The following is a 23736-nucleotide window of genomic DNA, read 5'->3' as shown; positions in this document are numbered from 1 at the left end:
GCATGCCCACATGGCAGCTGCGCCTGCTGCGGGGCCGCCCGGGAAACCCGCCCCGCCTGCAAACGTATCAGGTGGAGCTCCCGGCCGAGGCCTACCTCATCGACGCGGTGGAGAAGATCTGGGCGGAGCAGGACCGCGACCTGCTCTTCCGCCATGCCTGTCACCACGCCTCGTGCGGGGCGTGCGGGGTCCGGGTGAACGGACGGGAGCGGCTGATGTGCATCACACCGCTCCGGGAGTTCGCTCCCGATCGCCCGATTGTCGTGGAGCCGTTGCGGCATTTCCCCTGGCTCGGCGACCTGCTGGTGGACGTGTCACCGATGATGCGCCGGATGTCGGCCGTGGGCTTCGCTGTCATCCGGCGGGACGAGCTCACGGCCGACCGCCCGCTGCCGGAAGGGGTGGAAAAGGCCACGCGGTTTGAGGATTGCATCGAGTGCGGCCTGTGTCTTTCGGCGTGCCCGGTGATGGCCGCCGACGAGGCCTATCTGGGGCCGGCGACCCTAGCCGCCATCGAGCGCATGCTGGCCGAGCCCCGAGGGGCGGACCGTGGACGGCTCCTCGCTCTGGCGGATGATCCCCACGGGGTTTGGCGCTGCCACTCCGCGATGGAGTGCACGGCCGTCTGCCCCTCGAACGTAGATCCGGCTGCGGCCATCGGACGGCTGCGTCGCTACCTGTTGGCGGAGAAGTTGCGGCGCTGGCTGGGAGGTGGACGATGACGACGGAACCGCGCTGGAAGCGAGCCCGGGGATGGGCGGATCTCCGGGGGAGGCGGGAAGGAGGGCTCGCCTTCTTGCTGATGCGGCTGACCGGCATCGGCCTGGTGATCTACCTGTTCCTCCACCTGTACGTCCTTCGCCTGCTGGCCCAGGGGCCGGAGGCCTGGGACGCCTTCATCGCCACCGCCAAATCCCCCCTGTTCCTGACGCTGGACGGGATCCTGATCCTGGGCCTGCTCTATCACGCCCTCAACGGCGTCCGGGTGACGTTGCTGGGGCTGGGGATCGGGGTGCCCCTCCAGGCCCGTTTGTTCTGGGGGGTGATGGCGTTGACCCTGCTGCTCACCGGGGTGGCGGTCTACGCCATCTTCGCGCTGACAGGATGATTTAAGATTGCGGAAAGAGGCGCGCCATGTGGATCTGGCAGGCGTTCACCGGATTGCTTCTTCTGGTCCTGCTGGCCCTGCATATGATCTTCAATCACTTCGTGGTGGAGGGCGGTCTGCGCACTTACCGCGATGTGGTGGCCTACCTCTCTCATCCCCTGGTTTTCGCCTGGGAGATCGCGCTGCTGATTGTGGTCACCGCCCACGCGCTGATGGGGGTGCGGGCCATCCTCCTGGATCTGGGCATCCGCCCGGCGACGGACCGCTGGCTGAAGCGGGGCCTGACGTTGCTGGCGCTGGGGATCATTGGCTATGGGATGTGGCTCTCATGGCTGATCCGCTCCCGAGGCTTATAGCGCTGGACTGGGAAACTCTGTGGGCGCCCTATGAGGAGGAGGCCTACCGCAGGATCCTGGAGCGCCTCCGGCCCGGGGAGTGCATCTTAGAAATCGGCGCCGGGGATCTGCGGCTGGCCCTGCGGATGGTCGAGGCGGGGGCCCGGGTGATCGCGGTGGAGCGCCAGTGGGCGGTGCTGGCCCGAGGGCTGCAGGCCCTGGGCCTCTCCCCGGGCATCTTGCGCTGGGAGCGGCCGATCCCGCTCCGGGAGGGGCGCCTGCTCGTGGTCTGGGCCGACGCGCGGACCTGGCCCTTTCCCCCGGTGGACACCGCGGTGCTGTTGATGCGACACTGCGCCTCGTTCCCGCTCTACATCCGCAAGCTCCGGGCTGTGGGTTGCCGTCGGCTGTTCACCAATGCCCGCTGGCGCATAGGCGTGGAGGAGATCGATCTGGGACCCGCCCGATCTTTTGAGGAGATCCCCCCGGGTTGGTATGCTTGCCGGTGCGGCGCCGTCGGCTTCCGGGAGGGACCCCCCGAGGCCATCGACGCGGCGGCCCTGGAGCGGGTATGGGAGGTGGAAACGTGCCCGGCCTGTCAGCCGCTCACTGTTGAAGGGGCCTGATCGGGGCACCCATGACGGCGGGAAGATCATGGGGTGGAGGTGAAAGGCGATGCGCTTAAGCGGCAAGAAGGTGGCCATCCTGGTGGAGGAAGGTTTCGAGGACCTGGAGTTCTGGGTCCCGCTGATGCGCCTGCAGGAAGAAGGGGCCTCGGTGACCGTGGTCGGCCTGGAGGCCGGGAAAGTGGTCCGCAGCAAGAGCGGTGGGTTGACGGCGAAGGCGGATGTGGCCGCCGATCAGGTCTCCGCAACGGACTTCGACGCCGTGGTGGTTCCCGGCGGCTGGGCCCCCGACAAGCTCCGCCGTTACGAGGCGGTCCTCCGCCTGGTCCGCGACGCCTACCGCCAGGGCAAGATCGTGGCCATGATCTGCCACGGCGGCCAGGTGGGGATCTCCGCCGGGATCGTGCGGGGTCATCGGGCCACCGGCAGTTTGGGGATCAAAGATGACCTGATCAACGCCGGGGCGATCTGGGTCGACGAGCCGGCCTTCCGGGACGGCAATCTGGTCTGGGGTCGGGTGGTTCCGGATATCCCGGCCTTCTGCCGGGAGCTGGTGGCCGCCCTGGTGGGCGAGCCTGTCTCTCAGCCTCGATAAGGGAGCCTCCATGGTTGCCCTGGTGATCGTGGCCCACAGCGCCAAGCTGGCGGAGGGGGTGAAGGAATTGGCGGACCAGATGGCCCAGGGCCGTGTCCCCATTTTCGCCGCGGGCGGCCTGGACGCTCAGACCCTGGGCACCAACGTCGAGCGGATCCGCGAGGCCCTGGAGGCTGCCCTCTCCCAGGCGGATGAGGTGCTGGTCCTGATGGATCTGGGGAGCGCGGTGATAGGAACGCAGATGGCCATGGAGATGCTTCCCCCCGAGGTCCGCCCGCGTATCCTCCTCAGCCAGGCGCCCCTGGTCGAGGGGGCCATCGTCGCCGCCGTGGAGGCCGCCATTGGGAAGGGGGCGACGGAGGTGGAAGCCTCGGCGGTGGAGGCTTGTCGGATGCCTAAGGTGATCCGTTGAGGAGATCCCACGGAGGTCCGGAGGCGGATGCGGCAGGTGAGGCTCACGCTCACCAACGCGGTCGGGTTACACGCGCGGCCGGCAGCGGTGTTCGTCCAGACGGCCGCGCGCTTTCGTTCGAACATCACGGTGCGGAACCTCACCCGGGGAACCCCACCGGTGAACGCCAAGGCGATCCTGGCGGTGCTCACCCTGGGGGCGGAGCACGGCCACGAGATCGAGATCGTCGCCGAAGGGCCGGATGAGGAGGAGGCCATCGCCACCCTCCAGGCCCTGGTGGAGTCGCGGTTCGGGGAGGATGGGGGATGAGCCGCCGCCTGCAGGGTCTCCCGGCTTCCCCGGGGATCGCCCTCGGCCCGGCCTGGTGGTTCCGGCGGGCCGAGCGGGGCCCGCTGCGGGCACGAGGGGAGGATCCCGCGGTGGAGCGGGCGCGGCTGGAGGCTGCCCGGCAGCAAGCCGCCGCCGAGCTGGCGGCGCTGCAGGAAGCGAACCGCGATCACCTGCCCCCGGAGGAGCTGGCCATCTTCGAGGCCCAGACCCTGATGCTCCAGGATCCGGAGCTCTTGGCTCAGGTGGAGGCGGCGCTGGCCGAAGGGGCTTCCGCTGAGGCCGCATGGAGCCAGGCGGTGGAAGCTTTTGTCGCCCAGCTGGCGGCGTTGCCGGACCCCTATTTCCAGGCCCGGGCAGCGGATGTGCGGGATGTGGGGAACCGGGTGCTCCGTCATTTGATGGGCGCTCCGGAGGAGCCGGCCATGCCGGCCCATCCGGTGATCGTTGTCGCCGACGACCTGCTGCCTTCCGAAACGGTTCGTCTGGATCCCCAGCGGGTGCTGGCGTTCGTGACTGAGGGGGGCGGGCCGACGGCCCACGCCGCCATCCTCGCCCGCCGGCTCGGAGTGCCCGCCGTGGTGGCGGTGGGATCGGCGCTCCGAGCTGTCCCCGACGGCGCGACGCTCCTGGTGGATGGCGAGGCGGGCTGGGTGGAGATCGAGCCCGCCCCGGAAGTGATCCGCCAGGCCCGGGCGCGACAGGCCCGCTGGCAGGCGGAGCGGGCGCAGGCGGAGGCCGTCGCCCACGAGCCGGCGCTCACCCGCGACGGAGTCCGGATTGAGGTGGCGGCCAACGTCGGGAGCCTGGAGGACGCCCAGGAGGCTTTCCGAAGGGGAGCGGATGCCATCGGCCTGCTGCGCACGGAGTTCCTCTATCTCGAGCGGACGGCCGCTCCTACCGAGGAGGAAGAGGTCGCCGCCTACCGGGCGCTCCTGGAAGCCATGGGGGGGAAGCCGGTGGTGGTGCGCACCCTGGACGTCGGGGGGGACAAGCCGCTGCCTTACCTCCCGATGCCCTCCGAGCCCAATCCCTTCCTGGGAGTGCGAGGCGTGCGGCTTTCGCGCCAGCATCCGGATTTGCTTCGCCAGCAGCTCCGGGCGCTGCTGCGGGCCGGCGCGGGCTTTCCCCTTCGCATCATGTTCCCGATGGTTAGCACCGTGGAGGAGATCCGCTGGCTCCGGGCGCTTCTGGACGAGGTGCGTGCCGCTCTGGCGCGGGAGGGAGTCCCTTTGCCGGAGGACCTGCAGGTGGGGATGATGGTGGAGGTGCCCGCGGCGGCGTTGCTGGCGGAGCACTTCCGACCCTGGGTGGATTTCTTCAGCATCGGGACCAACGATCTCACCCAGTATGTGCTGGCGGCGGATCGGACCAACCCGGCGGTGGCCGGGATGGCGGACGGCCTGCATCCGGCGGTGCTGCGCTTGATCCGTCAGGTGACGGCCGCCGTGGAGGGGACCGGGAAGTGGGTAGGGGTGTGCGGGGAGCTGGCGGGGGACCTCCAGGCGGTGCCCGTGCTGATCGGCCTGGGGGTCCGGGAGCTCAGCGTGAACCCTGTGCGCGTGCCGGAGGTCAAAGCCGCTGTCCGCCGCTGGTCCTTGCAGGAGGCTCAGGCCCTGGCCGAGGCCGCCCTGGCACAGGAGGACGCCCCTGCGGTCCGCCGTCTGGTCCAGGAGGCCTCCGCCTAAGAAGCCTGCTGAGTGAGAGGGGCCGTCCTCACGGCCAGACTCGAAAGGCCGCGAAGGTCTCCGCCTGACGGACGCCATCCGAGGCGACCGCCCGGACCTCCACCAGTGTCCCGCTGGGGAAGGCTCCGACTCCGAAGGCCCCCTCCGCCTTCCCCTGCTCATCCGTGATCCGCTCCTGTGGATCCATCCCGGGCACTTCCAGGCGCACCCGGGCCTGAGGCACCGGCCGGCCGGTCTCGTCGGTGACCAGCACGGTGACCCGCTGGATTTCCCCGGCGGCCACGATGGGGCGGTGCAGGAGGAGCTGAACCCGGAGGGCGAGCATGGGCCCGGCGATGCGGGCGGGGACCCGGGGACTCATCCCGCGGGCCTGGGCGTAAAGCTCCCCCAGGGGCAGCGGCCGCACCTGCTGATCCACCGGATCCCATCCCACCTTCATCCGCTGGAACACCTGGACGATACGGCCGTTCTCCAGGAAAGGCTCTGTGATGGGATTCCCCAGGACCTTCGCGCCGCCGTGGCGGAGCCAGAAGGCCAGAAACATCGCGCTTACCGTGTGCCCGGTCTCCGGGATATATCGGCGGAACGGGCGACCCAGGGGGATGCGTTCGGGCGGCAGCGGCGGCGCACCCAGCCCCATGGCCTCAGCGATGGGGAGGAGCTGGACGGCCTCCTCCGGCGGCGCCAGGGGTTCCCAGCGCAGGCAGGCATACTGGAAGCACTGGATCTGATCCGGGGGCTCCGGGACCGCCGGGGTGATCGGATAGCCCAGGAAGTCCACCCCACCGTGCGTCTCGAAGAAGCGCAGGAAGGGCTCCCGAACGGTGTGGCCGGTCTCCGGGAAGAACCGCTCCCCGGGCCCCTGGGCCCGCGGGCTCAGCAGAAGCCCCAGCGCCAGCAACAGCCCGGCGGCCGGGATAGACAGCCGGAATCGGAAAGGCTCCCCCATCGCATCCGCCTATCCGCCTAGTGGGAGGGGCGCAGCGCCGCTGCGATGGGCGTAGCAGCGCTGGGCCTCTACTCCATGGGCACCTGGGGGATGACGCGTCCGCGCAGGCGCTCCATGATATCCTCCAGGCTGCGGCCGGTGACGGTGATCCCATGGTTGCGCAGCCCGATCACCGCTCGGGCGGGATCGGGGGCCTGGCGCACCAGCTCGGCCACCTCCGCCGCCAGCTCCCACGTCCCGCATGGATAGTTCACCGTGGTCACCGGGATCCCCTCCATCCAGGCGTGGACGTGGATGATCGCCCCCACCTCAGGATGCTCTCGGTAGATCATCCAGTGCTCGATGGCATCCACGGAGACGCGTCGGGGTTCGATATGGGGCGGGACGCTGAGGAGGATCACGTTGCGCGCTGCATCGTAGCCCTTCACCAGCAGGATGTCCCGCCCGATCACCTGCAGGTTGCCTTTGTCCACGCCGCTGGCGCTCATCCAGAAGCGCTGGGCGTCCTCCCGCACGCTCAGGTTGCCGTAGCTCAGACCGCCCAGCCCGTAAAGCCGCTTGACGTGCTGGAAATCCCGGGGCGGAAGGATCTCCTCCAGGGGGAAGGGGGCAGGCAGCAGGTTCAGGGAGGCCAGGAACCGCCCTGCTTCCTTCAACTTCTCCGTCCGCTCGTTGCCGTTCCAGAGCTCGGGAGGGAGATCCGGGTGGAACTCGTTGTTGATGACCAGCCGGGCCTGGGCCAGGGGGGCAAGGCGCCGGTAGATCCGCTCGAAGAAGTCCGCCTCATCCTCCCCGCAGGCCTCCACGTAATGGCCCAGCTCCAGGGTGATGAAGTGCGCTTCCCAGCGCGTCCCGTTGACAGAGGAGGACCGGCCGCCTGGGACCAGGGCGATGAGGAGGTTGGAGAGGGCGCGGACCAGGATGGGATAGCAGGTCTTCAGGAAGTCCGCAGGGGCCTCGGGCAGCTCGACGATGGAGGTCACGAAGGTGCCCTGGGATTTGCGTCGGAAGGGGCGCGGGCGCTCCGAGCGGGTGAAGTTCAGCACCAGGCGGACAGTGGGCGTGGGTTCCTCCAGGAACGTGTGCCCGTGGGCCCGCAGGGCCTGCCATAATCCCTGGCGGAACCATCGCAGCCCCGGCGTCTCCGCCGCTCCGACGATCACGAAATCCATCGGCTCCCTCCTCCGTTCGCAGGTTCGATCAGTAGGCGCGGGCGAAGACGGCCATCTCCCGGGCCGGCGCGCCGCAGACGATGCACCGTCCCTGGCCGCCGGGCTGCTCCAGCGGGATGCACCGGTTGGTGGCCGTGGTATCGGCCTTGATCCGGCCCTCGCACTCCGCGCTCCCGCACCACCAGGCCCAGGCGAAGCCGTCCGCGACGGCCTCCCGCAGCTGCTCGTAGGTCTCCGGATAATGCGTGTGCGCTTTCTGGAAGGCCAGGGCCCGCTGGTAGAGGTCGGCCTGGATGGCGCTCAGGGTCTCCTGGACCGCCTCCCGCAGGCCGTCCATCGGGACCGTCCGCTTGCCCTGGGGGCCGGGCTGGTCCCGCCGGGCCAGCACGGCCTGACGCTCGGTCACATCCCGGGGGCCGATCTCGATGCGCAGCGGCACCCCGCGCAGCTCCCACTCGTTGAACTTCCACCCCGGCGTGTATTCCTCCCGGGCGTCCACCTCCACCCGGATCTCGGGCTGCAGCATACGGCGTGCCTGCTCGCAGGCCTCCAGCACCCGGGAGCGCTCCTCCTCTCCCTTCCAGATGGGCACGATGATGACCTGGATGGGGGCCAGGCGCGGCGGCAGGATCAGCCCGCGGTCGTCCCCGTGCACCATGATCACAGCTCCCACCACCCGCGTGGAAAGGCCGTGGGAGGTGGTCCAGGCGTATTGCATCTGGTTCTGGGCGTCCAGGTAGCGGATCTCGAAGGCGCGGGAGAAGTTCTGGCCCAGGTTGTGGGAGGTGGCGGATTGCAAGGCGCGGCCGTCCCCCATCATGGCCTCGATGGTGTAGCTGCGCAGCGCGCCGGCGAACTTCTCCGACTCGCTCTTGCGGCCCTGGATCACCGGGATGGCGGCGTCTTCCACGGCGAAATCGGTGTAGAGATCCAGCACCCGCAGCGCTTCCTCCTCCGCCTCCTCATACGTGGCGAAGACCGAGTGGGCCTCCTGCCAGAGGAACTCCAGCGTCCGCAGGAACGGACGGGTGCGCTTCTCCCAGCGCACCACGTTGCACCACTGGTTGATCCGCAGCGGCAGATCCCGATAGGATTGGATCCACTGGGCATACATGTAGCCGATGATGGTCTCAGAGGTGGGGCGCACCACCAGCGGCTCCTCCAGCGTCTCCCCGCCTCCGATGGTCACCACCGCCAGCTCCGGCGAGAAGCCGCTCACGTGTTCCTTTTCTTTCTGGATGAATGAATAAGGGATGAACAGAGGGAAATAGGCGTTTCGGTAGCCATGGGCCTTGAACCGTCGGTCCACGGCCGCCTGGATGTTCTCCCAGATCGCGTAGCCGTAAGGCCGGAAGACGATGCATCCACGGACCGGGGCGTAATCAGCCAGCTGCGCCTCCCGGATGACATCCAGATACCACTGGCTGTAATCTTCATGGCGAGGGGTGATCCGACCCATCGTCCGGCCTCCTTACGCCGCGAAAGATCTCCTGCCTTCCCCAGGATCTAAGGCCTATTGTAGCGGCCCCGAAGGGCCCTTTCAAGCCACCTTCTCCGCTGGTATACTTGGACTTTGATGGATCCAACAGGCGGGGGACCCGCGGTGGGGGAAGAGCGCCTGCGGTATGAACAGGCGTTGCAGCGCGGCCATGCCGCGCTCTGGCAGAAACAGTGGGCGGCCGCCATCGCGGCTTATCGGGAGGCCCTGACGGTGGCCCCGGAGGAGCCGGAGGCCCTGACCGGGCTGGGCCTGGCCTGTATGGAGGCCGGGCGCTATGAAGAGGCTCTGGAGGCCTTCCGGCAGCTGGAGCGCCTCCGCCCTGAGGATCCCGCGCCGGTGTGGCGCCTCGCCGAAGTGCATCAGCGCGCCGGCCGGGCGGCGGAGGCGGCAGCCCATTACCACCGGGCCGGCCGGATGTTCGCCGATCGCGGCGATCTTCGACGCGCCATCCAGGCATGGGCCCAGGCCATCCGCCTGGATCCCGGCCGGATCGAGACGCTGGAGGCCCTGGCCCAGGCGTATCGCCAGCTGGATCAGCGGGAGGCGGCGATTCGGGTGGATCTGGCCCTCGCCCGCGCCTGGATCCAGCAAGGGGACCTGCAGCGGGCCCTCGAGGCCATCGACGCCGCCCTCGCCCTGGATCCGGATCATCCGCAGGCCTTGCAGGCCCGGGACTGGCTGCGCGTCCAGCTGGCCCGGCGGACCGGCACCGGTCCGTTGCCCCGGCCGACGTCCAGGGCCGAAGGCGCCGAGGCGGAGCAGGCCCGGGCTGAGGCCCTCTGGATGCTGGCCCCGGAGGAGGCCGAAGCCCCTGCGGATCCGATCCGCCGCGCCCTCTCCCAGGCGCTCCGGGAGCTGGCGGATCTCGTGTTCTCGGAGGAGCCGGGTTCGTTCTCTGAATCAGAGTGGTTCCGGATCCATGCCCTCCTGGGCCGGGCGGTGGACGCCCACGCTCAGGGCCAGCTGCGGGAGGCGCTGGCCTTCTACGAGCAGGTGCGCGCCGCCGGGCTGGAGCACCCGGCCCTGCCCTTCGCCATCGGCGCCGCGCTGGCTGAGCTCCGGCGTTGCGAGGAAGCCGCCTCGTATCTCCGGCGCGCCACAGATGTCCCCACCTACGCCTTCGCCGGTCTTCTCCTGCTGGCCCGCTGTGAGGAACGGCAGGGCGCGGCGGCGTCCGCCGCCCTGCGCTACCTGGAGGCCCTGGAATCCCTGGATCAGGAGCTGGCCCGGGAGGAAAGCCGGGAGGTCCTCCGGGAGCGTTATCGCTTCCTACGCTCCTGGCTCCCCCGGCATCCGGAGCGTCAGGCGGCTCTCCTGGAGGGGGCCCGTCAGATCCTGGAGAGTCCGACCTGGGAGGATCGGATCCTCTGGATCCGCCAGGCGCTGGATCAATGGACCGCCGGCACGCCGTTCCGGCTCACCCTGGCCGACGTCCTGCTCTCTCCCCAGGGGGAGCGGGTGCTCCTGGATCTGGGGCAAACCTATACGTGGGCCCAGCTAGGCCTGTTCTACAGCGCGCTGGAGGAGGCGTTGCGGATCCTGGCCGGCGCCCCCTTCGCCCCGCTGCCCCATCTCATCCTCGGGCAGCTGCTGGCCTGGGGCCGTCACATCCCGGCGGCGGCGAACAAATTCCGGGCCTTGGGGACCTATTTTCTGTATCTGGAGGATCCCTCTATGGCCCTCGCTGCCTTCGAGCAGGTCACCCGGCTGGCTCCCATGGATCTGCCGGCTCTGGAGCGGCTGCTGCAGCTCGCCCAGACCCTGGGCGATGCGCCGCGGGCGCTGCAGGCCTTCTGCGGCTTGGTGGACGCGCATATGCAGATGGCGGATCTGGAACAGGCGGAGCGGATCGGCCGGGAGGGGCTGGCGTGGGCTTCCCGCCATGGGCTCCCCGGCTCGGCGCTGTCGCCCCTCCTCCGCCGGCTGGTGGAGATCGCCGTCCAGCGCCTGGACTGGAGCGGGGCGATCGAACACCTGGAGCGGTTGCGCGCCCTCGCCCCGGAGGACCTGGAGGCCCGCTGGGGCCTGGTGGAGGCCTATCTGCGGGCGAACCGCAAGGATGCGGCGGTGCAGGAGCTGCAACAGCTGGTGGAGCGGGCGCGGGCCGCTGGGCGGCTGGCGGAGGCGGCCCGGAACCTGGAGGAGCTCATCCTGCTCTTCCCCGAGGAGCTCGCCCTGCGCCAGCAAGCGGCTCAGCTGTATCTGGAGCTGGAACAGCCCGAGGCAGCGGTGGCCCATCTGGAACGGATGGGGGAGCAATACCTGCAGGCCGGTCGTCTCTCCGAGGCCCAGGCGGTGTATCGCTCCTTGATGCGCCTGAACCCTGCCCAGGCCGAGCGCTACCGGGCCCTACTGAGCTCCGGCGGATGAGGGCGGGAGGAACGCCGCAGCCCGGCGCGATCCGAAAAGAAGAGATGGCGGATCCACGTTCGATTGAACAGGTGATGGCGCGTGCGGGATCTGCTCTACCTGCTGGACCAGCTGAGCTGGATCAGTTTGATCGATATCGGGCTGGTGGCCCTTCTCTTTTTCGGGATCCTGTATTCCCTGAAAGGGACGCCGGCGGTCACCCTCGTTCGGGGCCTGTTCATCCTCATCCTGCTCGTGCTCATCCTGAGCGGCCCCCTCCGCTCCCTGCGGGCGATGCGCTGGCTTCTGGAGCGGGCGCTCCCGGCGTTGCTCATCGCCATCCCGATCATCTTCCAGCCGGAGCTCCGGCGGGCTCTGGAGCGGCTGGGGCGGGTGGGGCTCTGGCTTCAGCGGGATCCAAGGGGGGCGCCTGTCGATGAGGTGATCGAGGCGCTGGTCCAGGCATGCCCCCGGCTGGCGGAGCGTCGCCACGGCGCCCTCATCGTGCTGGAGCGCACCACCGGCCTCCAGACCTACATCGACACCGGGATCCGCCTGGACGCCCGGGTGACCCCCGAGCTGCTGATGACCATCTTCGCGCCCAACACGGTCCTGCACGACGGGGCGGTGATCATTCGGGACGGGCGGGTGGTGGCGGCGGGCTGCATCCTTCCCCTCACCACCGGATGGCTGGGGGATCCCCAGCTGGGCCTGCGCCATCGGGCGGCCATCGGGATCACGGAGGTGAGCGACGCCCTGGCCATCGTGATCTCTGAGGAACGCGGGACGATCTCCGTGGCCCTGAACGGCCGGATGGTGCGCCGGCTGGACGCGCGGCGCCTGGAGCTGGTGCTGCGGAACTTCTACAGCCCGCCGCCGGAGGTCGCGCAAACCTACCGCTGGCTGCAAGAGCTGCGGGAGCTGGGCCGGCGGGCATGGGTGATCCTCTTCACCATCCGGGGAGCTGGGGGTAAGCAATGAGGTGGGCCCGAGAGAACATGGGGCTGGCGCTGCTGGCCTTCGGGCTGGCCTTCGCCCTCTGGGCCGCCGCCGTCTGGGAGGAGAACCCGCCCGTGGAGCGGTCCTTGACCGATGTCCCGCTGGCCTTTCAAGGCCTGGCGTCCGATCACGTGGTCTTCGAACGCTCCGCCGAGCGGGTCCGCCTCCGCCTGCGGGTGCCCCGGGCGATGGAGGGCACCATCGTCCCTCAGGATGTGGAGGCCTTTGTGAACGTGTCCGGCCTGGGCGAGGGGGCCTATGAGCGGCCGGTGCAGATCCGCGTCCACCGGCGGAGCATCCAGATCCTCGAAGTGGATCCCCCGGCGGTGCGCTTCCGTCTGGAGCGCGTGGAGAGCCGGGAAGTCCCGGTCTCCATTCAGATTCTGGGTCAACCGGCCATCGGCTACCAGGCCGGGACACCGCTTCCCGCCCTCCCCCAGGTCCGGGTGACCGGCCCCCGCTCCCGGATCGCCGTTGCGGCCATGGCCGTGGGGCGGATCCGCGTCGAGGGGGCGCGTCAAAGCGTGGAGACAGAGGTCGCCCTGGAAGCGGTGGACTCCGAGGGGAGGGTGCTGACAGAGGTGCAGGTGGAGCCGGCCCGGATCACGGTCACGGTCCCCATCGAACAGCGCCTCGGCTTCCGCGAGCTGCCGGTGCGGGTCAACCTGCGCGGGCGCCCGGCGCGGGGCTATCAGCTGACGGAGATCGCCGTGGATCCCCCTACGGTCACCCTGACCGGGGATCCCCGGCGGCTGGAGGAGGTCGGCAGCTATCTCTCCACCGAGCCCATCGATCTCTCCGAGGCCCGGGGCGAGCTGATCGCGGAGGTCCCTCTGGTGTTGCCGCCCGGGGTCGCCCTGGTCGGTGCCCCCAACCAGGTGGAGGTCCGCCTCCGGGTGGAGCCCATCCTCAGCACCCAGGTCTTCCAGCAGGTCCCGGTGGTGGTGGAGGGATTGCGCCCGGGGATGATCGCCCGCCTCTCGCCGGAGACGGTGGACGTGATCGTGCGGGGCCCCCTTCTTTACGTGGAGAGCCTCCAGCCGGATCAGCTGCGGGTGTGGGTGGAGGTGAGGGATCTGGAGCGGGGGACCTATACCTTGACGCCCACGGTGATCCTCAGCGCCACGGTGACCAACCTCTCCTGGACGCTGATCCCCCCCAGCCTCCAGGTGACGCTGATGCCGGCCCCCACGCCGACCCGGACGCGCTGAGCCGCTTGAGTTACAATACCCGGTGATCACGGGATTGGGAGGGGATCCCGGATGAGTGTTCGCGTTCGGTTTGCGCCCAGCCCGACCGGGTTCCTGCATGTCGGGGGGGCCCGCACGGCCCTCTTCAACTGGCTCTTCGCCCGCCATCACGGGGGCCAGTTCGTCCTGCGCATTGAGGACACCGACCGCAAGCGCCTGATCCCTGGCGCCCTGGAGGATATCCTGGACTCCCTCCGATGGCTGGGCCTGGATTGGGACGAAGGCCCGGACGTCGGAGGACCCTACGGGCCTTACATCCAGTCCCAGCGGCTGGAGATCTACCGGGAGCACGCCCACCGCCTGGTCGACCTGGGTCATGCCTATTATTGCTTCTGCTCGGAGGAGCGGCTGGAGCGCCTGCGTCGGGAGCAGGAGGCCCGCAAGCAGCCCACCGGTTACGACCGCTACTGCCGCTACAACGTCTCGCTTGAGGAGGCCCGGCGTCGCATCGCCGCCGGGGAGCCCTACGTGATCCGCCTCAAGGTTCCCCTGGAGGGAGCCACGTCCTTTCACGACTTGGTGCACGGGGAGATCTCCGTGCAGAACCGGACCCAGGATGATTTCGTGCTGTTGAAATCCGACGGCTACCCTACGTATCACCTGGCCAACGTGGTGGACGATCATTTGATGCGCATCACCCACGTGATGCGGGCGGATGAATGGATCCCCAGCACGCCCCGGCACATCCTGCTCTACCAGGCCTTTGGGTGGGAGCCGCCTCAGTTCGCCCATCTGCCCATCATCTTGAGCCCGACGGGCAAGGGGAAGATGAGCAAGCGGGTGCTGCAGGAGCAAGGGCGATGGGAGACGGCTGTCTTCGTGCGGGATTTCCGGGAGGAAGGATACCTGCCGGAGGCCCTGATCAACTTCCTGGCGCTGACCGGATGGGCTTATGACGATAAGACCGAGCTCTTCACGGTGGAGGAGCTGATCGAGAAGTTTGACATCTCCGGCATCAACCCCAAGCCGGCGGCCTTCAACTACGACAAGCTGGAGTGGATGAACGGCGTCTACATCCGGCGCCTGAGCCCGGAGGCCCTGGCGGAGCGGCTGCGGCCTTATGTGGAGGCCCTCGGCCTGCGGCCGGATCCAGAGACCCTGCGCCGGGCGATCCCCCTGATCCAGGAGCGGATCAAGACGCTGCGGGAAGGGGCGGAGATGCTGGAATTCCTGTGGAGGGAGGAGGTGTCGCCGGCATTGGAGGATCTGGTGCCCTCGGGCGCCTCCCCCGAGGCGGTGCGGACCTGGCTGACGGAAGCCCAGCGCGCTCTGGAGGCGCTCCCCGCGTTCACCCACGAAGCCATTGAGGCGGCGCTGCGGGGCCTCGCGGATCGCCTGGGTGTGAAGGCGGGGACGTTGTTCATGGCCGTCCGCGTGGCGGTCACCGGCCGGCGGGTCACCCCCCCTCTGTTTGAGTCCCTCGCCCTCCTGGGCCGGGAGCGGACGTTGCGACGCCTGGAGGCGGCCGTCCGGCTTCTGGAGGGCGTCCCCGCCCGTTGAGAGCTCCTGCGAGGTGGAGAGGTGCACGATGTCCCGCTTCCGCCTCCCCGCCATCCGGCTGTTCACCCTCGCCGGGGTTCCGGTGCAGGTGCACGGGAGCCTGGTGGCGTTGCTGATGGCGGCCGTGCTGGGAGCCGGCCTGCTGGCCGGATGGCGGGAAGCCCTGCGGCAGGGCCTCTGGTGGCTTCTGTTGTTCGGGGCGGTTCTGTTGCACGAGCTGGGGCATCTTGCCGCCGCGCGCCTGCTGCGTGTCCCGGTGACCGCGGTGGTTCTCTGGCCCTTGGGCGGCTTCACCGCGGTCCGGCTGTCCCCCGGCCGCTTCCGAGCGGAGCTGGGGATCGCCCTGGCTGGGCCCAGCGTCAACCTCCTCCTCGCCCTCCTCATCGCCGGGCTGGGCGGCTGGGAAGGCCCGGGAGCGCGATGGCGCCCGGAGGTGGTGTTCGGATGGTTGAACCTCCTGCTGGGCCTCTTCAACCTGCTCCCCGTGTTCCCGATGGATGGTGGGCGGATCCTGCGCAGCGCTCTGGCCATGGCCCTCGGGGAGGGCTGGGGGACCTGGCTGGCGTTGCGGGTGGGGCAGGCAGGGGCCCTGGGGATCGGCGGGCTGGCGATCTGGCAGTTCCGGCATCAGGACGCCGGCGGGCTGGTTACAATGCTGATCGCCATGTGGCTGCTCGGCCAGACCCTCCAGGAAACCCAGCAGCTGCGCCGCCGGGAGCGGTTGCAGCAGATCCCCCTCGTCCCGCATCTCCAGCCCCTTCCCCTGGCGGTGAACGATCGGATCCCGGAGCCCGCTGCCCGGCGCTTGCTTCAGCACAGCGGACAACCGATCCTGCCGGTGGAGGAGGCCGGGCGGTGGCCGGGAGGCCTGGTGCGCATGAGGGACGGCCTGCGGCGCCTGGATCTCCCCAGCCTAGATGCGACGGCTTCCCTGGGCGCCGCATGGTTATGCCTGGCCCAGGGCGAAAGCCCCGGGGTCCTGGTCCTGCGGGCTGGCCGGCCGGCCGGCTGGATCCCCCGGGAGCGGGTGGAAGCTCTGGCGCGAGAGCTCCCCGCCGGATGGCCGTGAACGGATGGAGCGGTCGGGGAAGGGCGCTGGAACAGGCCGCCACGATGTAAGGCGGAATTCCGTTGGGCTTACGCGGAAGTCCGGACAGGCGGTTGCAGGCGGACGGCTGTTCCGGCTTTCGAAGGGGCGAAGGATATCTCCGTGCAGCGCCCCCGCTCTCCTGTGAGGTGGAGGATGGTCTCGGTCCTCCGGGAGTTTTATCGGGCGAAGTTCCGAATCCTGGGCCGACGGATGAGGCGGCCAGAGGCTCCGCCGACGCCGGAGCGGGGGCTGGTGCTGATCCAGATCGATGGCCTCTCCTTCCCGCATCTGCAGCGAGCCCTGGAGGCGGGCCGCATGCCCTATCTGGCCCGCCAGATCCAGAAAGGGCGGTTCCGGCTGGCGCCCTGGTTCGCCGGCTTCCCCACCACCACCCCGGTGGTGACCGCCGCGCTGCTCTACGGGCGGCGGGATGCCATCCCGGGGTTCCGGTGGTATGAGAAGGCCCGCCGCGAGCCCATCGGGATGAAGCGACCGCGCCATGTGCGGGAGGTCGTCGCGCGGCTGCAGGCGGAGGGCGCCGGAGGGCTGTTGCGCGGCGGCGCCTGTTACGCCAGCCTGTTCGACGGGGGGGCCGAGCGGGCCGTCTTCACCCTCAGCGCCATGGGCCCGCCCGGGCTCCTCGATGGGGTCCGGGGCGTGGGGCTCCTTCTGATCGTCCTCCTCAACCCGGGGCGCATCTGGCGGATCCTCCGCATGGTGGTGCGCGACATCCTGGACGAGCTGTGGTATGGGATCCGCTCCTGGGGGGCCGGGTGGCGCTTCCTGCGGGATCCGGCGGGGTTGCTCCGCACCGCCCTTCTGGCGCTGGGCAACGCGCTGCTCCACGAGCTGGTGACCTTCAGCCTCAGCATGGATCTCCATCGGGGGATCTCCCCTCTGTATGGGATCTACGTGCTGTATGATGAGGCGGCCCATCGCTACGGGCCGGAGCATCCGGTCGCCCTGCGGGCCCTCCGCCGGCTGGACGCTTACCTGCGGGAGATCGATCGGATGGCCCGCTTCGCCCGGCGGCCGTATGATCTCTACATCTTTTCGGATCACGGGATGACCCCGGCGGTCCCTTTCGCCCGGCGTTTCCGTGAAAGCCTGGGGGATTTCGTCCGGCGCTGCATGGCCCGGTCGGTGACCCTGGACGAGGCGGTGGAGCCGGATGACCGCCGCTGGCGTTCGTGGCAATACCTGATGGCGGAGATGCGCGAGCTGGAACGGACCCTCTCCCCGCGTGGAGCCCGGGTGGTGCGGGCGGCCCGAGCCTATGTGCAGCGGCGCGCATCCCTCCTGCGAGGGGAACCCTCCGCCCCCGCCGTGCCGTCCGCCGATGTGATCATCCGGGCCTCCGGTCCGCTGGCCCATCTTTACATCGCCGCCGTGCCGGAGCCCCTCCCCCTTAGCGAGATCGTCATCCGCTGGCCCCAGCTCCTGGACGCCCTGATCGAGCACCCGGGGATCGGGCTGGTGATCGGCCGGGAAGGGGAGGTCGTCTTCCTGATGGGACAGGGAGGCGCGCGCGTCGTCCGCGCCGACGGCCGTTCCTCGATCTACGGCCAGGACCCCTTGGCCGATCCGGAGCGCATGGCGCCGGAGGGGCGGTGGCTGGATCCCGAGCGGACGGCTCAGGAGCTAGCCCGCCTGGCCCGGCTGCCCGGGAGTGGCGATCTCATCCTGCTGGGCGCCTGGGACGGTCGAACGGTAGTGAGTTTTGAGGATCAACGGGGGACCCACGGGGGGCTGGGCGGGCCTCAGGAGATCGCCTTCCTGATCTTCCCGGCGGAGCGCTCATTGCGCCCCCAGGCCTGGCAGGACGCCCGGGATTTCCACGCCTTCCTGAGCCGGGCTTACGCGCGCGTGCCGGAAGCTCACCCCCTTTGAGGAGGCACCGATGTGGAAGCGAGGGCTGATCGTCCTGATGCTCGGCGTGGCCGCATGCCAATCGTCCCCCGCGCCGACGCCGGCCGCGCCCACCGCCCCGCCCTCCCCGACGCCCATGGCCCTCGCGGCTCGGGTGAACGGGGAGCCGATCCCCCTCGCGGAGTTCGAGAGACGGCTGGCCGCTTATGAGCAGGAGTGGCGCCGCAACGGCCTGGACCCCCAGTCCGCGGAGGGGCGTCAGCGCCTGGCTGCGCTCCCTCGTCAGATCCTGGAGGGGATGATCGAGGAGGTCCTGATCGAGCAGCAGGCCGCGAGGATGGGGATCACGGTGTCTCCGGAGGAGGTGGAGGTCGCCCTGACCCAGCTGATCCAGGAGAGCGGCGGGATAGAGGCCTTCCGCCAGCGCCTCGCCACCCTGGGGATGACGGAGGAGGAGTTCCGGCGCAACCAGCGCGCGGCCATGCTGGCCCAGAAGGTGTTCCAGCAGCTGACAGCGGACCTGCCGGAGGTTGCCGAGCAGGTCCACGCGCGGCATATCCAGGTGTCCGGGGAGGATTTGGCACAGCAGCTGCTGGCCCGCTTGCAGCGGGGGGAGGATTTCATCGAGCTGGCCCGCCAGTATTCGGAGGACGCCGCCACCCGGGAGCTGGGGGGCGACCTGGGATGGTTCGCCCGAGGCACCCTGGCCGTGCCGGAGCTGGAGGAAGCAGCCTTCGCCACCCCGCCAGGTCAGGTGGTGCTGGTGATGACCTCGCGGGGCTATCACCTGCTGTGGGTGGTGGAGAAGGATCCTGCCCGTCCCCTTTCCGAGGACCAGCGGGAGCTGCTCCGGCAGCGGCGGATCCAGGCCCAGTTGCAGGCCTGGCGGGCGGAGGCCCAGGTGGAGATCCTGATCCCCCTGGGGCCATAGGGGCGCCTCTTCAGAGGGAGCGGAGCTCCCGGGGGAAGGTCGTGAGGGACTCCCCGCCGGTTTCAGTGACGACCACCACATCCTCGATGCGGACGCCGCCCCGACCGGGCAGGTAGATCCCGGGCTCCACCGTGAAGACCATGCCAGGCGTGAGGAGGGTGCGGTCTCCCTGCACCAGATAGGGCGGCTCGTGGATCTCCAAGCCCAGGCCATGGCCGGTCCGGTGGGGGAAATAGGGGCCGTAGCCGGCGGCCTCGATGACCGCGCGGGCCGCCCGATCGACCGCCTCCGCGGGGATCCCCGGGCGCACGGCGGCGCGCCCCGCCGCGTTCGCCTCCCGGACCACCTCATAGATCCGGGCTGTCTCGGGATCCGGCTCCCCAAGGACGAAGGTGCGGGTGAGATCCGAGACGTATCCGTCCATGATCACCCCGAAGTCGACGATCATCATCTCCCCCGGCCCCATGGGGCGCTCCGAAGGGGTGGCGTGGGGGAGGGCGGCGTTGGGTCCGGCCACCACGATGGGTTCGAAGGCCAGCGCATCCGCTCCGGCCGCAAAACAGGCCTGGATCAGCCGCCGGGTGGCCTCCCGCTCCGTCATCCCCGGCCGGACCTCGGGGAGCCACTGTTGTAGCGCGGCTTCGGCGGCGGCGATGGCCCGGCGGATGGCGGCGATCTCCTCCGGCCCCTTCACCATCCGCAGCCGGGCCAGCAGGGGCTCCGCCGGGAGGGGGGTGGGGCTTTCGAAGGCCTCCGCGAGCAGGGACCACTCCAGCACGCGCATCCCTAAGGTCTCCACGGCAATGGTGTGCCCGCGCCCGCCCAGTGCTGCGGCAGCGGCGTGGAAGGCGGAGGCGGGCCCCTCGGCATCGGTATAGGGAAACAGGCGCCAGGGGATGGGCGCCCGCTGGGCCTTCTCGACCTCAAAGGCGGGGAGGATGAGGGCGGGTTCCCCTTCCCGAGGCAGCAGGGCGACGATCGGTCGCTCCATGCGGTGGAAGTGGAGGCCGGTCAGATAGAACAGGTTCGCGCCGGGGACCAGGGCCAGGAGCTCCACCCCTTCCCGGGCCATCTCCTCCCGAAGACGATCCCATCGCACCGCACGTTCCATAGGATCCATCCTCCCGGGGATCCCTGAGGCTTCTGTCTTTTGAATTCTCCTCCTGCCGGGAGGGCCTGACAACGGTCCGGCCTCCACCATCCGAGGGGGGCGATGGATTCTTTACGCCAGGGTCCAGGCTGTTCCGTTTGACAGGTGGCCGCGGCTGTGGCAACATAGAATCCCGGCATGGGCCGGGAACGATTGGGATCCCCTCCTCATATCCGAACGCGAGCGCCCCGGCGGGGAAGCGCACCCCGCAGGGGCCTTCTGGATGTTTTTCAGGCACCGGGCTGGCGCTTCCGCCCCCGGTGCCTGATTTTTTCCGCGTCGGAGGAGGAAGATGGCGACCCTGCGCCTGCCGGGAGCGGCGGATATCCACGTGCACCTGCGGGATCTGGGCGAAACCCATAAGGAGGACTTCGCCAGCGGGACGGCGGCAGCCCTGGCCGGCGGGGTGGTCACCGTGCTGGCCATGCCCAACACCCGCCCGCCCCTCATCGACGCGGCCGCGTTCCGGGAGGCGGTCCGTCGGGCCCGGGCCCTGGCCCGCTGCGAGGTGGGCCTCTTCCTCGGCGGCACCGCGGACAACGCGGCGGAGGCCGCCGCCCTGGCCCGCCAAGCCCCCGGCCTCAAGCTCTACCTGGATGCGACCTACGGCCCTCTCCGCCTGGAGGGCTTGGCGGCCCTCCTGCGCCACTTCGAGGCCTGGCCGAGCCACCGCCCCATCGCCGTCCACGCCGAGGGACGGACGGTGGCGATGGTCATCGGGCTCGTCGCTTTGTTCCGCCAGCCGGTGCATTTCTGCCATATCAGCCGGCGGGAGGAGATCCTCCTCATCCGCCGGGCGAAGGAGCGGGGCCTCCCGATCACCTGCGAGGTCACGCCGCATCATCTCTTCCTGACCGAAGAGGACCTCCCCCGCCTGGGCCCTTTCGGGCAGATGCGCCCGCCCCTGGCCTCGCGGGCGGATCAGGAGGCGTTGTGGGCGAACCTCGCCATCGTCGACGCCGTGGCCACCGACCACGCGCCGCACACGATCGCGGAGAAGCAGGGGGAGAACCCACCCCCAGGCGTGCCGGGCCTGGAGACCATGCTGCCGTTGCTGCTCACCGCCGTCGCCGAAGGACGGCTGGAGCTGGCCGATGTGGTCCGCCTGACCGCCACCGGGCCCCGGCGGATCTACGGCTTGCTGGAGCCCCCGGAGACGTGGGTGGAGATCGAATGGGGTGGGCCCTGGGTGATCTCCCGGGAGGGCCTTTTCACGAAATGCGGGTGGACCCCTTTCGAGGGGATGACGGTGCGGGCCCGGGTGCGGCGCACCGTCCTGGAGGGACGGGTGGCCTTTGAAGACGGAGAGGTCCGCGCGCCCCCGGGCTCCGGGCGGGTGCTCTTCGCGGATCTGTGAACGGAAGCGAGCGCACCGGCATGAAACGGCTCTGTTCGCTGCCGCGCGGAACGATGTCGCATCCGCAGGTATCCAAACGCATTCCCGGGAAATCCATTTGAAAGGAGGTGGATGATGGTGACCCGACCTCGCCTGTTCCAGTTCGACGGCGCGGTTTCGCGCGAGCCGGTGAACCCGAACAACGGCTTCTACATGCAGGACATCCTCTCGGTCTCCCAATTCAATCGGGAGAACCTGGCCTATCTCTTCGATGTAGCGGAGGAGATGCGGGAGCTGGTCCGCCGCGTGGGCGCCTGCGATCTCCTCAAGGGCTACGTGATGGCCTGCGTCTTCTACGAGCCCAGCACCCGCACCAGCTCCTCCTTCATCGCTGCCATGGAGCGCCTGGGCGGGGCCGTCATCCCCATCACCCAGGGCGTCCAGTTCTCCTCAGTGGCCAAGGGCGAGTCCCTGCCTGACACCATCAAGACCCTGGAGCAATATTCCGACGTCATCGTCCTGCGCCACCCCGAGGTGGGCGCGGCGAAGATCGCCGCCGATGTGGCGGAGGTCCCAGTGATCAACGCCGGCGATGGCATCGGGGAACATCCCACCCAGGCCTTGCTGGATCTCTTCACCATCCAGGAGGAGCTGGGCCGCATCGACGGCCTCCACATCGCCATGGTGGGGGACCTCCGCTTCGGGCGCACGGTCCATTCCCTGACCAAGCTGCTCACGATGTATGACGTGCGCCTGTCCTTCGTCTCGCCGGAGATCCTGCGCCTGCCTCTGGACCTGATGAACGAGGTGCGGGCGAAGGGAATCCCGGTCTATGAGACCTACGACGTGGCCGACGTGATCGAGGATGTGGATGTGCTCTATGTGACCCGGGTGCAGAAGGAGCGCTTCACGGATCTCAACGCCTACGAGCAGGTGAAGAACTATTACGTGATCACTCCGGAGCTGATGAAGCGGGCTAAGGAGCGGATGATCGTCATGCATCCGCTGCCCCGGGTGGGGGAGATCGACCCGGCGGTGGACCGGGATCCGCGGGCGGCCTATTTCCGCCAGGTGGCCAACGGCCTCTACATCCGGATGGCCCTGCTGGCCGCTGTGCTGGGCAAGGCTTAAGAGGGGGCGTCGCTATGGCATTCTTCGACCGGTTGCGGGAGCGAACCGGCCCCTCGGGGCTGGGCCTGTGCATCGGGCTGGATCCGGTGCCGGAGCGCCTCCCCGCATGGGCGCGCCGGCATCCGGATCCGATCGTGGCCTTCGTGCGCTGGGTGGTGGAGGCCACCGCGGAGTTCGCCGCCGCCTACAAGCCCAACCTGGCCTTCTACCTCGCCCTGGGGACCTCCGGGTTGGAGACCCTGCGGGCGATCCGGGCGGTGATCCCACCAGAGATCCCGGTGATCCTGGATGGGAAGTTCGGCGACATCGGGTGGACTGCGGAGGCCTACGCGCGGTTCGCCTTCGAGGTCCTGCGGGCGGACGCCGTGACGCTGAGCCCGTTCCTGGGCCCCGACTCCTTACAGCCCTTCCTGGATCGGGTGGACCGTGGGGTTTTCCTCCTGATTCGAACCTCGAATCCGGGCGCCGAGGCCGTGCAGGAGCTACCGGTCCGGGGCGAGCCTCTCTATCAGGTCCTGGCCCGTCAGGCGGAGGGATGGGCCGGGCGCGAGCGGATCGGCTTCGTGGTGGGGGCGACGGTCCCCGCGGCGCTGGCCGCCCTGCGCCGCCTGGCTCCCGATCGCTGGCTCCTGATCCCCGGGATCGGCCCCCAGGGGGGCGACATTGAGACCGTGAAGACCCTGGCCGGTCCCCCCGCCCTGATCGCCGCCTCCCGGGAGATCCTGGAGGCGTCGGATCCGGGGGCGGCTGCCCGGGCGCTGGGGGAGGCGCTGCGGGGCCGTGACGCCGTCCTGGGTGCGGGGGCCATCCGCGCCCTGGCCCGCGGGCTATATGAGGCCGGATGCATCCGCTTCGGGGACTTCGTCCTCAAATCCGGCCAGCGCTCCCCCATCTACCTGGATCTGCGGCGGCTGGTGGCCTTCCCGGCATTGCTGGAGATAGTAGCAGGGTTATATGCTGCGGTGCTGGAGCGGCTGACCTTCGATCGCCTGGCCGCCATCCCCTACGCCGCGCTGCCCATCGGGACAGCGGTGGCCCTGCGGATGCGGCGTCCGCTGCTGTATCCGCGGCGGGAGGCCAAGGCCTACGGCACTGGCCAGCGGATTGAGGGAGAGTTTCACCCCGGAGAGGCCGTAGCGGTGCTGGATGATGTATTGACGACCGGTGCCAGCAAATGGGAGGCGATTCAGGTGTTAGAGGAGGCCGGGTTGCGGGTGACCGACATCGTGGTCCTGGTGGATCGGGAGCAGGGCGGTCGGCAGGAGCTGGAGGCCGCTGGCTATCGGGTCCATGCCGTCACCACCCTCACCGCCCTGCTGGACGCCCTGGTCGCGGAGGGGAAGCTCCTCCCGAGCGAGCGGGATCGGATCCGGGAGGCGCTGCGGCGCAGCCCGGCTGCCGCATCCTCTGGATGAACT

At 69.4% G+C, this 23736-nt stretch carries 22 protein-coding genes; 18 read left to right on the top strand and 4 right to left on the bottom strand.

Features of this window, described 5'->3' with window-relative positions:
- The first annotated feature begins 2 nt into the window (after positions 1-2).
- The 8 genes from CFB18_RS09660 to ptsP are packed head-to-tail and all read left to right on the top strand — an operon-like array spanning position 3 to position 5091.
- A complete protein-coding gene (locus tag CFB18_RS09660; RefSeq protein WP_088571607.1) occupies positions 3-722 on the top strand; it encodes a succinate dehydrogenase/fumarate reductase iron-sulfur subunit in 720 nt (239 codons plus the stop codon).
- The gene (sdhC, locus tag CFB18_RS09655) at positions 719-1108 is read left to right on the top strand and encodes a succinate dehydrogenase, cytochrome b556 subunit (RefSeq protein ID WP_088571606.1); all 390 of its coding nucleotides are present in this window, start codon (positions 719-721) and stop codon (positions 1106-1108) included. The genes CFB18_RS09660 and sdhC overlap by 4 nt, the downstream gene beginning before the upstream one ends.
- A 26-nt stretch (positions 1109-1134) precedes the next feature.
- Positions 1135-1464, top strand: a complete 330-nt coding sequence (locus tag CFB18_RS09650) for a succinate dehydrogenase/fumarate reductase transmembrane subunit (RefSeq protein ID WP_088571605.1) — start codon at positions 1135-1137, stop codon at positions 1462-1464.
- Positions 1437-2069 carry a class I SAM-dependent methyltransferase gene (locus tag CFB18_RS09645; protein ID WP_088571604.1) on the top strand — a complete coding sequence of 211 codons (633 nt, stop codon included), beginning with the start codon at positions 1437-1439 and terminating at the stop codon, positions 2067-2069. Before CFB18_RS09650 ends, CFB18_RS09645 begins: the two co-directional genes overlap by 28 nt.
- 49 nt (positions 2070-2118) lie before the next feature.
- Entirely contained in the window at positions 2119-2664 is a 546-nt protein-coding gene (locus tag CFB18_RS09640; protein ID WP_088571603.1) for a type 1 glutamine amidotransferase domain-containing protein, read from the top strand.
- Between the two features lie 10 nt (positions 2665-2674).
- Positions 2675-3076: a dihydroxyacetone kinase phosphoryl donor subunit DhaM gene (gene dhaM / locus CFB18_RS09635; RefSeq protein ID WP_088571602.1), complete on the top strand. Its 402-nt coding sequence runs from the start codon at positions 2675-2677 to the stop codon at positions 3074-3076.
- Positions 3077-3103: 27 nt separating this feature from the next.
- Positions 3104-3385, top strand: coding sequence for an HPr family phosphocarrier protein (locus CFB18_RS09630; protein WP_088571601.1), 282 nt, complete (start codon positions 3104-3106; stop codon positions 3383-3385).
- The gene (gene ptsP / locus CFB18_RS09625; protein ID WP_088571600.1) at positions 3382-5091 is read left to right on the top strand and encodes a phosphoenolpyruvate--protein phosphotransferase; all 1710 of its coding nucleotides are present in this window, start codon (positions 3382-3384) and stop codon (positions 5089-5091) included. Before CFB18_RS09630 ends, ptsP begins: the two co-directional genes overlap by 4 nt.
- 28 nt (positions 5092-5119) lie before the next feature.
- Here ptsP and CFB18_RS09620 read toward each other — a convergent pair whose 3' ends face one another.
- The 3 genes from CFB18_RS09620 to proS all read right to left on the bottom strand — a co-directional run bounded on the left by CFB18_RS09620 (position 5120) and on the right by proS (position 8671).
- Complete coding sequence (locus CFB18_RS09620; protein WP_088571599.1) at positions 5120-6040, bottom strand: carboxypeptidase-like regulatory domain-containing protein; 921 nt, start codon at positions 6038-6040, stop codon at positions 5120-5122.
- Positions 6041-6108: 68 nt separating this feature from the next.
- Complete coding sequence (locus CFB18_RS09615; RefSeq protein WP_088571598.1) at positions 6109-7212, bottom strand: class II aldolase/adducin family protein; 1104 nt, start codon at positions 7210-7212, stop codon at positions 6109-6111.
- Between the two features lie 28 nt (positions 7213-7240).
- Positions 7241-8671, bottom strand: coding sequence for a proline--tRNA ligase (gene proS / locus CFB18_RS09610; RefSeq protein ID WP_088571597.1), 1431 nt, complete (start codon positions 8669-8671; stop codon positions 7241-7243).
- Between the two features lie 144 nt (positions 8672-8815).
- Between proS and CFB18_RS09605 the strand changes: the two genes are divergently transcribed.
- From CFB18_RS09605 to CFB18_RS09575, 7 genes are all read left to right on the top strand, one after another.
- Positions 8816-11083 (top strand): tetratricopeptide repeat protein, encoded by a 2268-nt coding sequence (locus CFB18_RS09605; RefSeq protein WP_159461681.1) that lies wholly within the window; start codon positions 8816-8818, stop codon positions 11081-11083.
- Positions 11084-11164: 81 nt separating this feature from the next.
- Positions 11165-12043 carry a diadenylate cyclase CdaA gene (gene cdaA, locus CFB18_RS09600; protein WP_088571595.1) on the top strand — a complete coding sequence of 293 codons (879 nt, stop codon included), beginning with the start codon at positions 11165-11167 and terminating at the stop codon, positions 12041-12043.
- Positions 12040-13272 (top strand): CdaR family protein, encoded by a 1233-nt coding sequence (locus CFB18_RS09595; RefSeq protein ID WP_088571594.1) that lies wholly within the window; start codon positions 12040-12042, stop codon positions 13270-13272. The genes cdaA and CFB18_RS09595 overlap by 4 nt, the downstream gene beginning before the upstream one ends.
- Before the next feature lie 51 nt (positions 13273-13323).
- Complete coding sequence (gene gltX, locus CFB18_RS09590; protein ID WP_088571593.1) at positions 13324-14811, top strand: glutamate--tRNA ligase; 1488 nt, start codon at positions 13324-13326, stop codon at positions 14809-14811.
- A 28-nt stretch (positions 14812-14839) separates the two neighbouring features.
- Entirely contained in the window at positions 14840-15880 is a 1041-nt protein-coding gene (locus CFB18_RS09585) for a site-2 protease family protein (RefSeq protein ID WP_088571592.1), read from the top strand.
- 174 nt (positions 15881-16054) lie between these two features.
- Entirely contained in the window at positions 16055-17791 is a 1737-nt protein-coding gene (locus CFB18_RS09580) for an alkaline phosphatase family protein (RefSeq protein WP_088571591.1), read from the top strand.
- A 10-nt stretch (positions 17792-17801) separates the two neighbouring features.
- A complete protein-coding gene (locus CFB18_RS09575) occupies positions 17802-18701 on the top strand; it encodes a peptidylprolyl isomerase (RefSeq protein WP_088571590.1) in 900 nt (299 codons plus the stop codon).
- Between the two features lie 10 nt (positions 18702-18711).
- Here CFB18_RS09575 and CFB18_RS09570 read toward each other — a convergent pair whose 3' ends face one another.
- Positions 18712-19812, bottom strand: a complete 1101-nt coding sequence (locus tag CFB18_RS09570; RefSeq protein ID WP_159461680.1) for a M24 family metallopeptidase — start codon at positions 19810-19812, stop codon at positions 18712-18714.
- A gap of 331 nt (positions 19813-20143) precedes the next feature.
- Between CFB18_RS09570 and CFB18_RS09565 the strand changes: the two genes are divergently transcribed.
- The 3 genes from CFB18_RS09565 (at position 20144) to pyrF (ending at position 23733) form a co-directional block, all read left to right on the top strand.
- Complete coding sequence (locus CFB18_RS09565) at positions 20144-21208, top strand: amidohydrolase family protein (RefSeq protein ID WP_088571588.1); 1065 nt, start codon at positions 20144-20146, stop codon at positions 21206-21208.
- A 192-nt stretch (positions 21209-21400) separates the two neighbouring features.
- The gene (gene pyrB / locus CFB18_RS09560; protein WP_088571646.1) at positions 21401-22318 is read left to right on the top strand and encodes an aspartate carbamoyltransferase; all 918 of its coding nucleotides are present in this window, start codon (positions 21401-21403) and stop codon (positions 22316-22318) included.
- A gap of 14 nt (positions 22319-22332) precedes the next feature.
- A complete protein-coding gene (pyrF, locus tag CFB18_RS09555; protein WP_088571587.1) occupies positions 22333-23733 on the top strand; it encodes an orotidine-5'-phosphate decarboxylase in 1401 nt (466 codons plus the stop codon).
- Positions 23734-23736 lie beyond the last annotated feature (3 nt).

The organism is Thermoflexus hugenholtzii JAD2 (assembly GCF_900187885.1).
In the GTDB taxonomy this organism is placed as follows: Bacteria; Chloroflexota; Anaerolineae; order Thermoflexales; family Thermoflexaceae; genus Thermoflexus; species Thermoflexus hugenholtzii.
Note: the sequence above shows the minus strand (reverse complement) of the source record. Positions and strands in the feature narration are given on the sequence as shown.